Source organism: Rhizobium sp. R635, assembly GCF_002211285.1.
Taxonomy (GTDB): Bacteria; Pseudomonadota; Alphaproteobacteria; order Rhizobiales; family Rhizobiaceae; genus Rhizobium.
Genome location: NZ_LOKX01000014.1, coordinates 1 through 17,240, shown reverse-complemented (window position 1 = coordinate 17,240; position 17,240 = coordinate 1). Strand labels below are relative to the sequence as shown.

Annotated in this window: 17 protein-coding genes; 11 read left to right on the top strand and 6 right to left on the bottom strand. The window is 62.0% G+C overall.

Going from position 1 to position 17,240, the window contains the following annotated elements; translation table 11 throughout:
- Positions 1-8: 8 nt before the first annotated feature.
- The gene (locus tag ATY78_RS13505) at positions 9-176 is read left to right on the top strand and encodes a Flp family type IVb pilin (RefSeq protein WP_088682850.1); all 168 of its coding nucleotides are present in this window, start codon (positions 9-11) and stop codon (positions 174-176) included.
- A 74-nt stretch (positions 177-250) separates the two neighbouring features.
- Here the strand turns inward: ATY78_RS13505 and ATY78_RS13500 are convergent, their stop codons facing one another.
- Positions 251-1,135 (bottom strand): methyltransferase domain-containing protein, encoded by an 885-nt coding sequence (locus tag ATY78_RS13500; RefSeq protein ID WP_088682849.1) that lies wholly within the window; start codon positions 1,133-1,135, stop codon positions 251-253.
- 77 nt (positions 1,136-1,212) lie between these two features.
- On the opposite strand from ATY78_RS13500, the gene ATY78_RS13495 reads away from it, so the two are divergent.
- From ATY78_RS13495 to ATY78_RS13480, 4 genes are read left to right on the top strand one after another with little or no spacing between them, the layout of a single operon-like run.
- A complete protein-coding gene (locus ATY78_RS13495; RefSeq protein WP_088682848.1) occupies positions 1,213-1,989 on the top strand; it encodes a ComF family protein in 777 nt (258 codons plus the stop codon).
- Between the two features lie 32 nt (positions 1,990-2,021).
- Complete coding sequence (gene grxC / locus ATY78_RS13490) at positions 2,022-2,279, top strand: glutaredoxin 3 (RefSeq protein WP_088682847.1); 258 nt, start codon at positions 2,022-2,024, stop codon at positions 2,277-2,279.
- A 10-nt stretch (positions 2,280-2,289) separates the two neighbouring features.
- On the top strand, positions 2,290-3,147 hold the full coding sequence (locus ATY78_RS13485) for a carbon-nitrogen hydrolase family protein (protein ID WP_088682846.1): 858 nt from the start codon (positions 2,290-2,292) through the stop codon (positions 3,145-3,147).
- Positions 3,144-3,572, top strand: coding sequence for a DUF1178 family protein (locus ATY78_RS13480; protein ID WP_088682845.1), 429 nt, complete (start codon positions 3,144-3,146; stop codon positions 3,570-3,572). Before ATY78_RS13485 ends, ATY78_RS13480 begins: the two co-directional genes overlap by 4 nt.
- 5 nt (positions 3,573-3,577) lie before the next feature.
- On the opposite strand, the gene ATY78_RS13475 is transcribed toward ATY78_RS13480, so the two are convergent.
- From ATY78_RS13475 to ubiG, 3 genes are all read right to left on the bottom strand, one after another.
- A complete protein-coding gene (locus tag ATY78_RS13475; protein ID WP_088682844.1) occupies positions 3,578-3,877 on the bottom strand; it encodes a type II toxin-antitoxin system RelE/ParE family toxin in 300 nt (99 codons plus the stop codon).
- Entirely contained in the window at positions 3,874-4,146 is a 273-nt protein-coding gene (locus ATY78_RS13470) for a hypothetical protein (RefSeq protein WP_088682843.1), read from the bottom strand. Before ATY78_RS13470 ends, ATY78_RS13475 begins: the two co-directional genes overlap by 4 nt.
- Positions 4,147-4,208: 62 nt before the next feature.
- Positions 4,209-4,955: a bifunctional 2-polyprenyl-6-hydroxyphenol methylase/3-demethylubiquinol 3-O-methyltransferase UbiG gene (gene ubiG, locus ATY78_RS13465; RefSeq protein ID WP_088682842.1), complete on the bottom strand. Its 747-nt coding sequence runs from the start codon at positions 4,953-4,955 to the stop codon at positions 4,209-4,211.
- Between the two features lie 297 nt (positions 4,956-5,252).
- On the opposite strand from ubiG, the gene ATY78_RS13460 reads away from it, so the two are divergent.
- The 6 genes from ATY78_RS13460 (at position 5,253) to clpB (ending at position 14,766) form a co-directional block, all read left to right on the top strand.
- Positions 5,253-6,527, top strand: a complete 1,275-nt coding sequence (locus tag ATY78_RS13460) for an aspartate kinase (RefSeq protein WP_064686444.1) — start codon at positions 5,253-5,255, stop codon at positions 6,525-6,527.
- An 89-nt stretch (positions 6,528-6,616) separates the two neighbouring features.
- Positions 6,617-8,884 carry a phosphoenolpyruvate--protein phosphotransferase gene (gene ptsP, locus ATY78_RS13455; protein WP_088682841.1) on the top strand — a complete coding sequence of 756 codons (2,268 nt, stop codon included), beginning with the start codon at positions 6,617-6,619 and terminating at the stop codon, positions 8,882-8,884.
- 28 nt (positions 8,885-8,912) lie between these two features.
- Entirely contained in the window at positions 8,913-9,992 is a 1,080-nt protein-coding gene (gene prfA, locus ATY78_RS13450) for a peptide chain release factor 1 (protein ID WP_088682840.1), read from the top strand.
- Positions 9,989-10,849 (top strand): peptide chain release factor N(5)-glutamine methyltransferase, encoded by an 861-nt coding sequence (prmC, locus tag ATY78_RS13445; RefSeq protein ID WP_088682839.1) that lies wholly within the window; start codon positions 9,989-9,991, stop codon positions 10,847-10,849. Before prfA ends, prmC begins: the two co-directional genes overlap by 4 nt.
- A gap of 344 nt (positions 10,850-11,193) precedes the next feature.
- On the top strand, positions 11,194-11,913 hold the full coding sequence (locus tag ATY78_RS13440) for a DUF4167 domain-containing protein (RefSeq protein ID WP_088682838.1): 720 nt from the start codon (positions 11,194-11,196) through the stop codon (positions 11,911-11,913).
- 252 nt (positions 11,914-12,165) lie between these two features.
- On the top strand, positions 12,166-14,766 hold the full coding sequence (clpB, locus tag ATY78_RS13435; RefSeq protein WP_088682837.1) for an ATP-dependent chaperone ClpB: 2,601 nt from the start codon (positions 12,166-12,168) through the stop codon (positions 14,764-14,766).
- A gap of 54 nt (positions 14,767-14,820) precedes the next feature.
- Here the strand turns inward: clpB and ATY78_RS13430 are convergent, their stop codons facing one another.
- Together ATY78_RS13430 and ATY78_RS28720 are read right to left on the bottom strand one after the other, a co-directional pair.
- Positions 14,821-16,761 carry a M23 family metallopeptidase gene (locus ATY78_RS13430; RefSeq protein ID WP_088682836.1) on the bottom strand — a complete coding sequence of 647 codons (1,941 nt, stop codon included), beginning with the start codon at positions 16,759-16,761 and terminating at the stop codon, positions 14,821-14,823.
- Positions 16,762-16,843: 82 nt separating this feature from the next.
- Positions 16,844-17,240 (bottom strand): hypothetical protein (locus ATY78_RS28720; protein WP_210191802.1); only part of this gene is annotated, 397 nt, incomplete at its 5' end.

Sequence of the window (17,240 nt, the reverse complement as noted above, 5' to 3'; positions counted from 1 at the left end):
TTGGGGCAATGCGCCTTTTGAAAGCATATCTTACAGATCGCAGAGGTGCGACGGCGGTCGAATACGGCCTGATCGCCGCCATCATCTGCACTGCGCTCATCGCTGGTCTCGGCGCCTTCACCGGCAGCCTGCAGAACGTTTTCAACGTGATCATCGACACTCTGCCCGGGGACTGAAGAAGCAGCCTGCTCAATCAAGAGTGAGAGCATGACGTTGTCCGAAAATGGCTCACACTTTTCCTGGAATTGCTCTATTGCCTGAGCTTGTGCTCGTCCACCTTCAGCGCATCGGCAAGGCGTGCCTTGGCCGAACCCGGCTGGAGCGGCTTTTGCTGGCTCTCGTGCGGAGCCCATCCTGAGACATAGATGATCGAGAAGGTCGCGCGGATGCGCCCGTCGGGATCGGAGTAGCGTTCGGCGTAGATCTCGGCCGCGCGCAGGAAGAAGGCGCGCGTCAGCGGCATGCGGGCGCGGGCTGCGAGCGGATTACTCATGCCCATCGCCCTCAGATCCCGCATCAGCGGAAAGAGCGAGTCATATCGTACCGTATAGTTCTCCGTGTCGATCACCGGCAGGGTGAAGCCGGCGCGCTGCATGAGGCCGCCGACATCACGCACATCGGCGAAGGGGATGACGCGCGGGCTTGCGCCGCCCGTGATATCGAGTTCGGCGGCCAGCAGCACCTCGCGCAGTTCCTGCAGCGTGCCGGCGCCGGGGATCGCGGCCAGGAACAGGCCGTCCGGCTTCAAGGCGCGCCGGATCTGGATGAAAACGCCAGGCGTATCGTTGGTCAGATGCAGGCTGAGCGGCGCGAAGACGAGATTGGCCGATTGCGGCTCTAGCGGCACGTCTTCGAGCGGCGCCTCGATCAAGGTTTCGCTTGGGGCCGCATAGGCCCTCTCGCTCTCGACCCGGATCATCGTACCGATCTTGCCGGTCGCCATTGCGGCGCGGGCGGCCACGCCGGTCGCGCCGTGCAGTTCGACGGCGGTCTCGAATGTCCGCTCGACGACGGCAAGCCTTTCGGCCATTTCCGCGGCGGCGATGTCGAGCAGGAAGGCGGCTTTCGGGTCGTTGTTGACAAGCGCGCGATGGCGATGTGCGGCGATCAGGGCTCTGTCGAAGATCGTTTCCATGGCGATGTCCTTAGTCCCGCGCCGTCTCAGCGGCAAGGCGATTTTCCTTTGGGAGAGAACAGGCTAATCTCGCTGGCATGAAATCGATCCATTTCGAAAGACCGATGGAATTCCTGCGGGCGCAGATCTTGCGGCCGTTTTCGGCGCTGGCCGATTTCCTCTATCCGCCCGCCTGTTCCGTCTGCGGCATCTCGACCGGCGATCATCGCGGGCTTTGCGCAAAATGCTGGTCCGGCATCCGTTTCATCGAACGGCCCTATTGCGAAGTGCTCGGCATTCCCTTCTCGCACGATCTCGGCGCCGGTATTCTGAGCGCCGAGGCGATCGCCAATCCGCCGCCCTTCGACCGGCTGCGGTCAGCCGCGACCCACGACCATGCCGTCCGCGATCTCGTTCACGGGCTCAAATACCGCGACCGCACCGATCTGGCGCCGATGATGGCGGCCTGGATGCTGCGCGCCGCCGACGGGACGGTCGAAAGCTGCGATGCGCTGATCCCGGTGCCGCTGCACCGCACCCGCATGCTGGCGCGCAAGTTCAATCAGGCGGCCGAGCTTGCCCGCCATATGGCGAAGCTTTCGGGCAAGCCGCTGCTCGCCGCGACGCTCGTCCGTGTCAAGCGCACCAGCCAGCAGGTCGGCCTCGGCGCGAAGGCGCGCGAGGACAATGTCAGAGGCGCTTTCGCGATTGCCAAGGGCTGCGAAAACGACGTTTTCGGCAAGCGCATCGTGCTCGTCGACGACGTCTATACGACGGGGGCGACGGTCGCCGCCGCAAGCCGGACACTGCGCAAGGCGGGTGCGGCTGAGATCACGGTTTTGACCTTTGCAAGGGCTCTCTCCGGGCCTATATGACAGAAATACCCCGGCACCCGTCTGGAGATATCATGGTACCCGTCACCATCTATACACGACAGTTTTGCGGCTATTGCGCCCGCGCCAAGTCCCTTCTCGAAGAAAAGGGCGTCGAATATGTCGAACACGACGCGACCTATTCGCCGGATCTTCGCCAGGAAATGATCGGCAAGTCGAACGGGCGCACCACCTTCCCACAGATCTTCATCGGCGCCGATCATGTCGGCGGTTGCGACGATCTCTTCGCGCTCGATCGGGCCGGCAAGCTCGATCCAATGCTGGCTGCTTGAGGAAGAACCGATGAGCTTCAAGGCCGCCGCCGTTCAGATGTGTTCCGGGGTCGATCCGGTGAAGAATGCCGCAGCCATGGCGCGGCTGGTGCGCGAGGCCGCGGCTCAAGGTGCTGCCTATGTGCAGACGCCCGAGATGACCGGCATGCTGCAACGCGACCGCGCCGCCGCCCGCGCCGTGCTTGCTGACGAGACGCATGACATCATCGTCAGGACCGGCTCCGAGCTTGCGATGGAGCTTGGTATCTACATGCATGTCGGCTCGACGGCGATCGCGCTTGACGACGGCAAGATCGCCAATCGCGGCTTCCTCTTCGGTCCCGATGGGCGAATCCTCAACCGCTACGACAAGATCCATATGTTCGACGTCGATCTCGACAATGGCGAGAGTTGGCGCGAAAGTGCGTCCTATACGGCCGGCTCGGAAGCGCGTGTCTTGTCGCTGCCTTTCGCGGAAATGGGCTTTGCCATCTGCTACGACGTTCGCTTCCCTGCGCTGTTTCGCGCTCAGGCCGTTGCCGGCGCCGAGGTGATGACGGTTCCCGCCGCCTTTACCAGGCAGACCGGCGAGGCGCATTGGGAAATCCTGCTGAGAGCCCGCGCGATCGAGAACGGCGTCTTCGTCATTGCCGCCGCACAGGCCGGCCGGCACGAGGACGGCCGGGAGACCTTCGGTCACTCGATGATCATCGACCCCTGGGGCACGGTGCTGGCCTCGGCCGGCGCCACCGGCGAGGCTGTTATTGTGGCCGAGATCGATCCCGGCGCGGTCAAGGCCGCTCATGACAAGATCCCGAACCTGAGGAACGGCCGGGAATTCTCGGTCGAGAAAATCGCGGGGGCAGTCGCAGGAGGCGTCGCCGCTTGATCCGCTATTCCCTTACCTGTGACAATGCCCATGAGTTCGAAGGCTGGTTTTCGGAGAGCGCCGATTTCGACCGCCAGGTCGAGACCGGTTTCCTGACTTGTCCGGTCTGCCATTCCGCCGCCGTGTCCAAGCTCCTGATGGCGCCTTCGGTGTCGACCGCGCGCAAGAAGGACGAGAGGCAGACGCTGGCGATGGATGCCATGCGCCGGGAGGCCCTGGAAAAGCTGAAAGAGGCGGTCGCGGCCGTCAAAGCCAATTCCGAGGATGTCGGCACGAAGTTTCCCGAGGAAGCCCGCAAGATCCACTACGGCGAGGCAGATGCCCGCGGCATCATCGGCCAGGCGACGGTCGACGAGGCGCAGGCGCTCGTGGAAGAGGGCATCGAGATCGCGGCCATTCCGGTGCTGCCCGAGGACGTAAACTGAGATGCCTAACTCATCCGTCGAAGGATGTTGATGTAGTCTCGCGCGCCATGCAGGATACGGATCACCTGCACGGTGGAGCCCTCAATTCGATAGAAGATGAGATAGTTTCCGAAAGGGCGCCTTCGCACTCCTCTCAGTCTTGGCAACCGAAGTTCGACGAAGGCATGCGGCATGTCCGCAATCTCCACGCATGCGGAGTGCAGTTCGTCCATGAACGGCAAAGCGCGCGTTGGATTTTGTTCAAGAATATAACGGCCGATTGCGAGCAGATCGGCACGGGCGGCCTGGGAGAAGGCCACCTTCATCGACTGCGGAGCTTGTCCAGGCCGAGTTCGGCATAAACACCGTTGAATGCGTCCTCAAGGGATAAGGTCCGCCCTGCTTCCAGATCGTCGATGCCTTTTTGCAGTTCATCTTCCAATTCGTGAACGCGTTGATCGTCATTGTAGCGGTCACGCAGCACGCTTTCGATATAGTCGCTGCTCGACTTGAAGGCGCCGCGGGCAACTTCGTCGCGCACATATTCTTCGAGACGAGGTTCCAAGGTAACGGTAATTTTTGCGGCTTCGCCCATCGAGTTTCTCCTTCGGATGAACGGATCGACCTTATCATAGTTTTCCGGATGCGAAGACTTGCTTACGCCTCGCGCTTCGCCAGCAGCATGTAGTTCACGTCCATGTCCTTGGACAGGTTCCACTGGTTGGACAGCGGATTGAAGAAGACGCCGGTGCGGTCGGTGATGTCGAGGCCGCTTGCCGTGAGCGGCTTTTCCAGCTCTTCCGGGCGCACCAGTTTTTCATACTGATGGGTGCCGCGCGGCAGCCAGCGCAGAATGTTTTCGGCGGCGAAGATGGCGAGCGCCGCCGCCTTCATCGTGCGATTGATGGTGGCGACGAAGATCAGGCCGCCGGGGCGGACCATCTTCGCGCAGGTCGTCATGAAGAGTTCGACATCGGCGACATGTTCGACCACTTCCATGTTCAGGACGATATCGAAGGTCTCGCCGGCATCGGCGAGCTCCTCGGCGGTGACGGCGCGATAATCGACCGAAACCCCGGACGCCCTGGCGTGTGTCGAAGCGATGCCAATATTCTTTTCGGACGGATCGGCGCCGACGACCGTGGCGCCCATGCGAGCGACCGGTTCGGACAGAAGGCCGCCACCGCAACCGATGTCGAGCACACGCAGCCCCTCGAGCGGGCGGGCGCTTTTCGGATCACGGCCGAAATTCTCGCAGGCCTTGTCTCTTATATAGGCGAGGCGGACGGGATTGAACTTGTGCAGCGGCTTGAACTTGCCGGTCGGGCTCCACCATTCCGCTGCCATCGCCGAGAAGCGGTCCACTTCGCCCTGGTCGATCGTGCTCCTGGCGGTTTCCGTCATCGTCTTCTCCTTGCGTTCGTGACAAGTGAAGTCGGACGATCGGGGGCATAAGTCAAGGGGCGTGGGTATCAAGGAGCGACGAGCGTGGAGGCGCTCGGCAATTGCTTTATATCGTGTGCTTGCCTCCCCCCGCCAAACTCGCTAAGAGACGCCGCAACTTGGGGCCTTCAGGGCCTGGGCTTTTAGAGCGGTTCCAGAAATTGGGGGCTTGGCTCTTTCGCCAAGCGGTCCGCCCCAGAGCTTTCGTGATGCCGGGTCGGGGTTTCCGCTTTCCGGCGCCAGTCGTGGTAGAGGCATATGGCACGCATCGTAATGAAATTCGGCGGCACGTCCGTCGCTGACCTGGACCGCATCAAGAACGTTGCCCGCCACGTGAAACGCGAAGTCGATGCCGGTCACGAGGTCGCAGTGGTGGTCTCGGCCATGTCCGGCAAGACCAATGAGTTGGTCGGCTGGGTGCAGGGCATGCCGAAGGTGATCGGCGCCAATTCTCCCTTTTACGATGCGCGCGAATATGACGCGGTGGTCGCTTCCGGCGAACAGGTGACATCAGGTCTTCTTGCGATCGCATTGCAGGCGATGGATATCAATGCCCGCTCATGGCAGGGGTGGCAGATCCCGATCCGCACCGACAATGCGCATGGCGCGGCGCGTATCCTGGAGATCGACGGCTCCGACATCATCAAGCGGATGGGCGAGGGACAGGTCGCCGTCATCGCCGGCTTCCAGGGATTGGGACCGGACAACCGCCTCGCGACACTCGGGCGCGGCGGGTCGGACACGTCGGCCGTCGCCATCGCGGCTGCTGTCAAAGCCGATCGCTGCGATATCTATACCGATGTCGACGGCGTCTATACGACCGATCCGCGCATCGTGCCGCAGGCGCGCAGGCTGAAGAAGATCGCCTTCGAGGAAATGCTGGAGATGGCCTCGCTCGGTGCCAAGGTGCTGCAGGTGCGTTCGGTCGAGCTTGCCATGGTGCATAAGGTGCGTACCTTCGTGCGCTCGTCTTTCGAAGATCCCGATGCTCCGGGCATGGGCGATCTGTTGAACCCGCCCGGAACGCTGATTTGTGACGAGGATGAAATCGTGGAACAGGAAGTAGTCACCGGCATCGCCTATGCCAAGGATGAGGCTCAGATCTCGCTTCGCCGTCTTGCCGACCGGCCGGGCGTCTCCGCCGCGATCTTCGGGCCGCTTGCCGAATCCCATATCAATGTCGACATGATCGTTCAGAATATTTCCGAGGACGGATCGAAGACCGACATGACCTTCACCGTGCCGTCTGGCGACGTCGAGAAGGCGATCAAGGTTCTCGGCGACCATAAGGAGAAGATCGGCTACGATGTCGTGCAGAACGAATCGGGGCTGGTGAAAGTATCCGTCATCGGCATCGGTATGCGCAGCCATGCGGGCGTCGCCGCGACTGCGTTTCGTGCACTTGCCGAAAAAGGCATCAACATCAAGGCGATCACGACCTCCGAGATCAAGATTTCCATCCTGATCGACGGTCCCTATGCAGAACTCGCTGTCAGGACTTTGCATTCCTGCTACGGTCTGGATAAGAATTGATTCCCAGTGGGCGGGCTGCCCCTTCAGGTTGAGGAGACGGAGGCAGGCCCGCCGGGACTGAGAGCGTTGTTTCGGGAGCTTGAGACGTCATGAGAGACCTTTCCGGCGGTCCGCGCGTGCTGCTCAGGCGGCTGCGCGAGTTGATGGCAGAGCCGCTGGAGCCGCAGGACCGTCTTGACCGGATCGTTCGCCAGATCGCCGGCAACATGGTGGCGGAAGTCTGCTCCGTCTACGTGCTGCGCGCCGACGGCGTGCTCGAACTCTATGCGACCGAAGGTCTCAACCGCGAAGCCGTGCACCTGGCGCAACTGAAGATGGGGCAGGGCCTCGTCGGTACGATCGCCGCTTCGGCGCAGCCGCTGAACCTTTCCGACGCGCAATCGCATCCGGCCTTCCGCTACCTGCCCGAGACGGGCGAAGAAATCTATCATTCCTTCCTCGGCGTGCCGATTCTCCGAACCGGCCGCTCGCTCGGCGTTCTCGTCGTGCAGAACAAGGCGAGCCGCAACTATCGCGACGAGGAGGTCGAGGCGCTCGAAACGACGGCGATGGTGCTCGCCGAGATGATCGCCACCGGCGAGCTCAAGAAGATTACCAAGCCCGGGCTCGAACTCGACCTGACGCGCTCGGTGACGATCGACGGCGATACTTACAATGACGGCATCGGCCTCGGCTATGTCGTGCTGCACGAACCGCGCATCGTCGTCACCAACCTGCTCAACGAGGATGCGGAGAAGGAAATCCGGCGGCTGGCGGAGGCCATGGGCTCGCTCAGGATTTCGATCGACGACATGCTGTCGCGCCGCGACGTGTCGATGGAGGGCGAGCATCGCGAGGTGCTGGAAACCTATCGCATGTTCGCCCATGACCAGGGCTGGGTGCGCAAGCTCGAGGAGGCGATCCGCAACGGCCTGACAGCGGAAGCGGCAGTCGAGAAGGTGCAGAGCGACACCAAGGCGCGGATGATGCGGTTGACCGACCCTTATCTGCGAGAACGCATGCATGATTTCGAGGATCTGGCGAACCGGCTGCTCAGGCAGTTGACCGGTTATACCGGCCGGACGACCGCGGAAGGCTTCCCGAACGATGCGATCATTCTGGCCCGCGCCATGGGCGCGGCCGAGCTGCTCGATTATCCCCGCTCCAACGTTCGCGGGCTGGTGCTAGAAGAAGGGGCGGTGACGAGCCATGTGGTGATCGTCGCCCGCGCCATGGGCATTCCGGTCATCGGCCAGGCGGCCGGCGTGGTGGCGCTCGCCGAGAACGGCGACGCCGTGATCATCGACGCCGACGAGGGGCATGTGCACCTGCGGCCGATGGCCGATCATCGGCGTTCCTATGAGGAAAAGGTCCGCTTCCGCGCCCGGCGGCAGGAGCAGTTCCGGGCGCTGCGCGCCATCGAACCGGTGACCAAGGACGGACACCGCATCTCGCTGATGATGAATGCCGGCCTGCTGGTCGACCTGCCGCAGCTGTCGGAATCCGGCGCGGAGGGCATCGGCCTCTTCCGCACCGAACTGCAGTTCATGATCGCCTCCACCATGCCGAAGGCGGAGGAGCAGGAGCTGTTCTACCGCAATGTGCTGAAGCAGGCGGCGGGACGTGTCGTCACCTTCCGGACGCTCGATATCGGCGGCGACAAGGTGGTGCCCTATTTCCGCGGTCATGAGGAAGAAAACCCCGCGCTCGGCTGGCGCGCCATCCGGCTGTCGCTCGACCGGCCGGGACTGCTGCGCACCCAGCTGCGCGCCATGCTGAAGGCATCGGCCGGCACCGAGCTGAAGCTGATGGTGCCGATGGTGACCGAGGTTTCCGAGCTGAAGATGGTGCGCGAACTCCTGCAGAAGGAAGTGCAGCATCTCTCGCGCTTCGGCCACGGGCTGCCGCGCAAGCTGCAGTTCGGGGCGATGCTCGAGGTGCCGGCCCTGCTCTGGCAGCTCGACGAGTTGATGGAGGCGGTTGATTTCGTCTCGGTCGGCTCGAACGACCTCTTTCAGTTTTCGATGGCGGTCGACCGCGGCAATGCACGGGTCTCGGACCGTTTCGATCCGCTCGGCAAGCCGTTCCTGCGCATCCTGCGCGATATCGTGCGCGGGGCGGACCGCAACAAGACGCCGGTGACCCTTTGCGGCGAGCTGGCCGGCAAGCCGATTTCGGCCATGGCGCTGCTCGGCATCGGTTTCCGCTCGATTTCGATGTCGCCGGCCTCGATCGGGCCTGTGAAGGCGATGCTGCTCGGGCTGGATGTCGGCGCGCTGACGAAAGCGATGAACGAGGTGCTGGACGATAACAGCGCCATGGTGCCGATGCGCGAAGTGCTTGCCCGCTTCGCCGAGAGCCACAATATTCCCCTTTAGGCCTATACAAGAAGAATCGGAGTGAAGGGTGGCGAAGCTTCCCGTTGAAAAGATGCGCGAGCTGGAACGCCGTTTCGGCGAAATCGAAGCGCGCATGTCGGCCGGCCCCGCCGCCGACGTCTATGTGAAGCTCGCATCCGAATATTCCGAGCTGCAGCCCGTCGTGACGAAGATTCGCGCCTATGAGAAGGCGGTCGCCGAGCTTGCCGATCTCGACACGCTGCTCGAAGACAAGTCGGTCGATCGTGAGATGCGCGATCTCGCCGAACTCGAACTGCCCGAGGTGAAGGAGCGGATCGAGGCGCTGGAGCAGGAGATGCAGATCCTGCTCCTGCCGAAGGATGCGGCGGACGAAAAGAGCGCAATTCTCGAAATCCGGGCAGGCACCGGCGGTTCGGAAGCGGCGCTTTTCGCCGGCGATCTCTTTCGCATGTACGAGCGCTTCGCCGCCGAGAAGAGCTGGAAGGTGGAGGTGCTCTCGGCAAGCGAGGGTGAAGCCGGCGGTTACAAGGAAATCATCGCGACGATCACCGGCAGGGGCGTTTTCGCCAAGCTGAAATTCGAATCCGGCGTGCACCGCGTACAGCGCGTGCCGGAAACCGAGGCGGGCGGGCGCATCCATACGTCGGCCGCGACGGTGGCGGTGCTGCCGGAGGCCGAGGAGATCGATATCGAGATCCGGCCGGAAGACATCCGCATCGACACGATGCGTTCTTCGGGCGCCGGCGGCCAGCACGTCAATACGACGGACTCGGCGGTGCGGATTACCCACCTGCCGACCGGCATCGTCGTCACCAGCTCGGAAAAATCGCAGCACCAGAATCGCGCCAAGGCGATGCAGGTGCTGCGTTCCAGGCTTTACGACGCCGAGCGGCAGCGGGCCGACAGCGAGCGTTCGGCCGATCGCAAGAGCCAGGTCGGCTCCGGCGACCGCTCCGAGCGTATCCGCACCTATAATTTTCCGCAGGGCCGCGTGACCGACCACCGCATCAACCTGACGCTCTACAAGCTCGACCGGATGATGGAAGGCGAGATCGAGGAGGTCGTCGATGCGCTGATGGCCGACTATCAGGCGAGCCAGCTGGCGCAGCTCGGCGAACAGCAGTGAGCCGGACGATCGCCGATATGCTTGCCGAAGCGCGCCGCCGCTTCACCGAAGGCGGTATCGCCGATCCGCTGACCGATGCGCGGCTGCTTGTCGCCGGCTTGCTGAAGCTGTCGTCGACCGAACTCCTGACGCGGTCGGCCGAGAGGCTTTCTTCCGATCAGGCCGAAGCGATTGCAAAGGCGCTGGAACGGCGGCTCGGCCATGAGCCGGTGCACCGCATTCTCGGCGAGCGGGAATTCTACGGCCTGCCGCTTCGGCTTTCGGCGGAAACGCTCGAGCCGCGTCCCGATACCGAAATTCTGGTCGATACGATGCTTCCCTATCTCAAGGACCTTGCAAAGGCCGAGGACAATCTCCATATCCTTGATGTAGGAACCGGGACCGGGGCGATATGCCTCGCGCTTTTGAGCGAATGTCCCGAGGCGTCAGGTATCGGCAGCGACATATCGTCGGATGCACTTCGGACGGCAAAGTCAAACGCAGAAAGAAACGGGTTGCAGGATCGCTTTCAGGCCGTGCAGTCGAAATGGTTCGAGAACATCCAGGGCTCGTTTCACGCGATTGTCTCAAATCCGCCCTATATTGCTTCCAATGTCATTCACGATCTCGCTCCCGAAGTGACGAAATTTGATCCGGTTGCAGCGCTGGATGGCGGCCCGGATGGGCTTGACGCCTACAAAGCCATAGCCAAGGATGCGGCAAGGTTCATGAGGCCCGATGGGGTCGTGGGACTGGAAATCGGCTACGATCAGCGAAACGATGTGACGGCGATCTTCGAAGCGAAAGGTTTCAAGCGCCTCAAATCCGTTAAAGATTACGGTCAAAACGACAGGGTGCTCGTGTTCGCGCTCGCGTAAGCGGCGATAATTGCCGGCATTGAACAGAACATTATTGCTATTGCGAAGAAAACGCTTGGATTTCCGGGGGAAGCAAGATAGGTTGCGGTCACGTGTTGGGCAGATAGGAATGAACGAGATTCGTTCGGTACTTGGTTTGCCTCGGGGGTCCGCTCTTTTAAACGAGAGTTTCAACGGTTGAACACGACCCAATGCGTGAATCAGTCAAACTGACTTGAGAACCAAGCGGCAGGTCGGCGCAAAGGCGCAGTATGCTCGCGGCACAAAGGTCCTGACCCGGTTTTCCGGTCATGGCGGTTGGTGCCATGTATCCATCACAAACAGAGAATTCAGGTGAACGATCTATGAGGCCAGGACAGCAGAACAAGCGCGGTCGAGGGCGTGGTAACAACAATAATAACAATGGCGGCGGTGGAAATAACAATAACAACAATTTCAACCGCAAGGGCGGTAACCCGCTGACCCGGACCTATGACAGCTCCGGCCCCGATGTGAAGATTCGCGGTACTGCCCAGCATATTGCCGAAAAATACGCGCAGCTCGCCCGCGACGCCCAGAGCTCCGGCGACCGGGTGATCGCCGAGAACTATCTTCAGCACGCCGAACACTACAATCGTATCATCGCCAGCGCCCAGGCGCAGATGCAGGAACGCTTCCAGCGCGACGACCGCGGCGAATACAATGATCGCGAAGCCGCCGACCGCGACAGCGACGACATCGATGCCAACGACAATGACGGCGACGACGTCGTTGTCGTCCAGCCGCCGCAGAGCAGGCAGCATCAGCCGAAGCCGGCGCCGGCCCCTGTTGCCGCAGCTGCCCCGGCCCCCCAGCCCGAGGTCATCGACGGAACCGGCCCGCAGCCGGAGATCGAAGGCATTCCGGCCGAGGTCGCCATGGACGAGGAAGGTTCCGCCGGCCAGTCGCGCGAACGCCAGCCTCGCCGCCGCAGCCCCGGCAACCGTCCCCGTCGCCCGCGCCGCGGCGCGGAAGGTGACGGTGCTTCCGAAGGCGAAGGTGCTTCCGCCGAGGCGCCTGTTCTGGCGGACGCTGCTTCGGAGTGAGGGATTTCGCCTCTTCTTTCGGGGAGAGCCGGCCGCTTATGCCATCTCTTCGAATTTCCTTGAAAATCCCCGGCCTCGTGCCGGGGATTTTCATTTTGCGGGCTCTTTAAACTCTTCGGATAGGCTACCATATTCTCCTCGAACTGCTTCGCCCAAACCCCAGATGGGCCAAGCGCGGCCTGCCTTTTCAGGGGGTCGATCTCAATCATCGGTCTGCGCCTAGAAAGGGCAGGGCGATCCAGGAGGTGGAATATGAATATCGAGAAATATTCGGAGCGGGTGCGCGGTTTCGTCCAGTCGGCCCAGACCTATGCGCTGGCGCAGGGTCATCAGCAATTCACGCCCGAGCATGTGCTGAAAGTTCTGCTCGACGACGATCAGGGCATGGCGGCGTCGTTGATCGAGCGTGCCGGCGGTGATGCCAAGGCCGCCCGTCTCGCCAATGACGCGGCCCTTGCCAAGCTGCCGAAAATCTCCGGCGGCAATGGCAATATTTATCTGGCGCAACCGCTCGCCAAGGTGTTTTCGACCGCCGAAGAGGCGGCAAAGAAGGCCGGCGACAGCTTCGTCACCGTCGAGCGCCTGCTGCAGGCGCTGGCGATCGAATCCTCGGCTTCGACCTTTTCGACACTGAAGAACGCCGGGGTGACGGCCCAAGGCCTCAACCAGGTCATCAACGACATTCGCAAGGGGCGGACGGCGGATTCCTCCAATGCCGAGCAGGGGTTCGATTCGCTGAAGAAGTTCGCGCGCGATCTCACCGGCGAGGCTCGCGAGGGCAAGCTCGATCCGGTGATCGGCCGCGACGACGAGATCCGCCGCACCATCCAGGTCCTCTCCCGCCGCACCAAGAACAACCCGGTGCTGATTGGCGAGCCCGGCGTCGGCAAGACGGCGATCGTCGAGGGCCTGGCGCTGCGCATCGTGAACGGCGACGTGCCGGAATCGCTCAAGGACAAGAAATTGATGGCGCTCGACATGGGCGCGCTGATCGCCGGTGCGAAATATCGCGGTGAATTCGAGGAGCGGCTGAAAGCCGTGCTCAACGAGGTGCAGGCGGAGAACGGCGAGATCATCCTGTTCATCGACGAAATGCACACATTGGTCGGGGCCGGCAAGGCGGAAGGGGCGATGGACGCCTCCAACCTTCTGAAGCCTGCCCTTGCCCGTGGCGAACTGCATTGCGTCGGCGCGACGACGCTCGACGAATATCGAAAACATGTCGAGAAGGATCCCGCACTTGCCCGCCGTTTCCAGCCCGTGGTGGTCGAGGAGCCGACGGTCGAGGACACGATCTCGATCCTGCGTGGCCTGAAGGAAAAATACGAGCAGCATCACAAGGTCCGCATCGCCGATGCGGCGCTGGTGGCTGCTGCGACACTTTCGAACCGCTACATCACCGACCGCTTCCTGCCCGACAAGGCGATCGACCTGATGGACGAGGCGGCCGCGCGGCTTCGCATGCAGGTGGATTCCAAGCCGGAAGAGTTGGACGAGCTCGACCGCCGCATCATTCAGCTGAAGATCGAGCGCGAGGCGCTGAAGAAAGAGACCGACGTCGCCTCCGCCGACCGGCTGAAGCGGCTGGAGACCGAACTTGCTGCTTTCGAAGAGGAGGCCGATGCGCTGACGGCTCGCTGGCAGTCGGAAAAGCAGAAGCTCGGCCTTGCCGCCGATCTCAAGAAGCAACTCGACGATGCCCGTAACGAACTGGCGATCGCCCAGCGCAAAGGTGAATTCCAGCGCGCCGGCGAACTGACCTATGGCGTCATTCCGGATTTGGAAAAACAGCTCGTCGAAGCCGAGAAGCAGGATGGCGAGCGCGGCGCGATGGTGCAGGAGGTGGTGACCCCCGACAATATCGCTCATGTCGTTTCCCGCTGGACCGGCATTCCCGTCGATAAGATGCTGGAAGGCGAACGCGACAAGCTGCTGCGGATGGAAGACGAGCTGGCGAAATCGGTGATTGGCCAGGGTGATGCGGTTCAGGCCGTGTCGCGCGCGGTGCGCCGCGCGCGTGCCGGCCTGCAGGATCCGAACCGGCCGATCGGCTCGTTCATTTTCCTCGGCCCCACTGGCGTCGGCAAGACGGAGCTCACCAAGGCGCTCGCCCGCTTCCTCTTCGACGACGAGACGGCGATGGTGCGCATGGACATGTCGGAATACATGGAAAAGCACTCCGTCGCCCGGCTGATCGGCGCACCTCCCGGCTATGTCGGTTATGACGAGGGTGGCGCGTTGACGGAAGCCGTGCGCCGCAGGCCCTATCAGGTCGTCCTGTTCGACGAGATCGAAAAGGCGCATCCCGATGTCTTCAACATCCTGCTGCAGGTTCTGGATGACGGGCGCTTGACGGACGGCCAGGGCCGGACGGTCGATTTCCGCAACACGATGATCATCATGACCTCGAACCTCGGTGCCGAATATCTGACCCAACTCAGGGACGGTGACGACAGCGATACGGTTCGCGAGCAGGTGATGGATGTCGTGCGCGGGCATTTCCGGCCGGAATTCCTGAACCGCATCGACGAGATCATCCTCTTCCATCGCCTGAAGCGCGAGGAGATGGGTGCGATCGTCGATATCCAGCTGAAGCGGCTGGTGGCGCTTTTGTCCGAGCGCAAGATCGTCATCGACCTCGACGACGAAGCCCGGCACTGGCTTGCGAACAAGGGTTACGATCCGATCTACGGCGCAAGGCCGCTGAAGCGGGTGATCCAGAAGTTCGTGCAGGATCCGCTGGCCGAGCAGATCCTGTCCGGTCAGGTGCCGGATGGATCGACGGTGAAGGTGACGAGCGGTTCGGACCGGCTGCAGTTCAGAACGCGGCAGACGGTCAGCGAAGCGGCTTAAATTGCTTGCCGAGGAATGGCAAAATGGCGGCTTCGGCCGCCATTTTCGTTTGGATTACTTGCTCGCCACCTGATCCGGCGTCTGATTGTTCAGCAGCGTATCGATGCGTTTGCGCTCGTCCTCGAATTTCGCCAGCGCCTCGCCCTGCAGGGATTTGCCGCCCGGCAGGCGGATGCGTAGCGGATCGACCTTGGTGCCGTTGACGATAAGTTCGTAATGCAGGTGCGGGCCGGTGGATTCGCCTGTCGTGCCGACCCAGCCGATCACCTGGCCCTGGCGGATCTTGGCGCCGGGAACGACACCCTTGGCGATGGCGCTCTGGTGGTTGTAGGAGGATTCATATCCATTGGCATGACGGATGATCGTCTGGTTGCCGTAGCCGCCGGAATCCCAGCCGGCTTTTTCGACCGTGCCGTTGCCGGCGGCGATGATTGCCGTGCCGCGGGGTGCCGCCCAATCGACGCCGGTGTGCATGCGGGCGAAACCAAGGATCGGGTGACGGCGCATGCCGAAGCCGGATTTGAAGATGCCGTTCGGGACAGGGTTGCGCAGCAGGAACTGGCGGATGCTCTTGCCGTTCTCGTCGAAATAATCGACCGTGCCGTCCTCGGGGTCCTGGAAGCGGTAGAAGCGTGTCTGCGTATCGCCGAAACGGGCGTTGACGTAGAGCAGCTCGGAATCCTCGGTCGCCTTGCCGGCGCTGTCGGCGACGGAGAAGAAGGCTTCAAGAGTATCGCTCGGCCGCAGCTGCGCCTGAAAATCGACATTGCTGGCAAGAAGCTTGATGATCAGCGCCGTCATATCCTTGGTCATGCCGTAGGAAAGGGCGGCGCGATAAATGCCGTCATAGACGCGCGGCAGGTTCTGGCCGGGCGGCGGAGCAAAGGAATTGTCGTCGAAGGCCGTGGCGATGGCGTCGAGCATCGGCGGCGGGCTGCCGGTCACGTATTTGCCCTTGTCGTCAAGGGCGACGGTGGCAAGGTGGCGCGTGCCGCGATAGACGCTGGCGCGGATGATCTTTGCCTGCTCACCCTTCTGGATGATGCCGATGCGCAGTACGTCGCCGTTGTCGAGTTCGTTGGTGCCCAGTTCCTGCGCGATATAGCCGGCGATGCCATCGGCATATTGCTGCGGATAACCTGAATCCGTCAGCGCTTTGGAAATCGTCGTGTCCGTGCGCACCGGCAGGATGTCGTCGGCGAATTCCTCGGTCTGCGGCGTGATCGATTCCGGCGCGGAGACCGTCATGTTCTGTTCGAGAACACGGGCGGCGAGACCGGCGGTCAGGTCGACATCGGCATCCTCGTTGGAGAAGCGGCGCGGGTCGACGTAATAGAGGGCCGCAAGCTGCGTGTTGCCATCGGTCAAAACCGAACCGTTGGAGCGCACGTTCTCCTCGACCTCTTCGAGCGACAGGCCGGCGGCCATCTTCATTTGGGTCTTGCCGGTCGGGAAGGGAATGGTCTTCAGGCTGACTTCGGATTCGACATCCGAACCATAAAGCGCACCGGTGCGGCTTTGCGGCGCAGGCTGCGGCTCGTCGGCGGAAAAGATCGCCAGAGGATCGAAATCCGGATAGTCTTCGGTCGCGACGTGATTGGCGGCCAGCGTCATCTTCACATGGGCGAAGGGCTGGCGGCGCACGACCTCTTTCTCGCCGTCGTGGACGACGGTCGACACTTCCATGATGGCGCGGTCGGAAGGTTTCGCGGCGATGGCCGGCGCAATCAGCCGGCCGCCGCGCGCCACCGTCGTATCGACATGCGCGTCCGCTGCCGCACTGGCATAGGCTTCGGCCGGGATCGCCAGCTGCTGGCGGCCGTCGAGGGCGGCGAAAAGCGCGACACCCATCAGCACGGAAGATGTGATGCCGGTGAGGAACGTGCCCGAGAGCCAGCGCAGAGAAACCTCGCGGCGATCGGGAGCGCGCCTGCCGTCGGCCAGAAGCGGAGGCTCGTTGCCCAACGAGCGGATCATCGTTTTCTCCGTCATCATGGCAATCGGGTCCGCGTCCTTACATCAGGCGTCTCTGGGAGCATGGGTGGCCATTCTGGCTGGGGCAAAAGATGTGCATATTTTAGGCATGGAAGTCAAATCGCTCACGAAACGGCAGTCTACCGGCCTTTGCCTGTGTGAATCGTGCGTCTCTTAAGACCAGCAGATTGTGATCAAGTCGCGGCGCCTGGGACGAAAGAGCGTTCTTTCCGCGATAAAGTCGCAAGCCCTTCGTTTTTCCCGCTCTCTCGGGTGGGTCGGAATCCGGAAAACGACCGTATTTTGATGCCGGTCGAAAATTTCGATGCAAAAACAATGAATTGAAAGAAATATCATTTTTTTCAAAAAGCGCTGTTGACTGTTTGGGAGGGTTAGTTCTATAAGCCCACTCACTGACGAGGGCGGCGGCGCTGCTGGCGACGAAGTTACTCGTTCTAGTGAAACTCAAGCGGATTGGCTGATGCTGGTTTGTGTTCTGG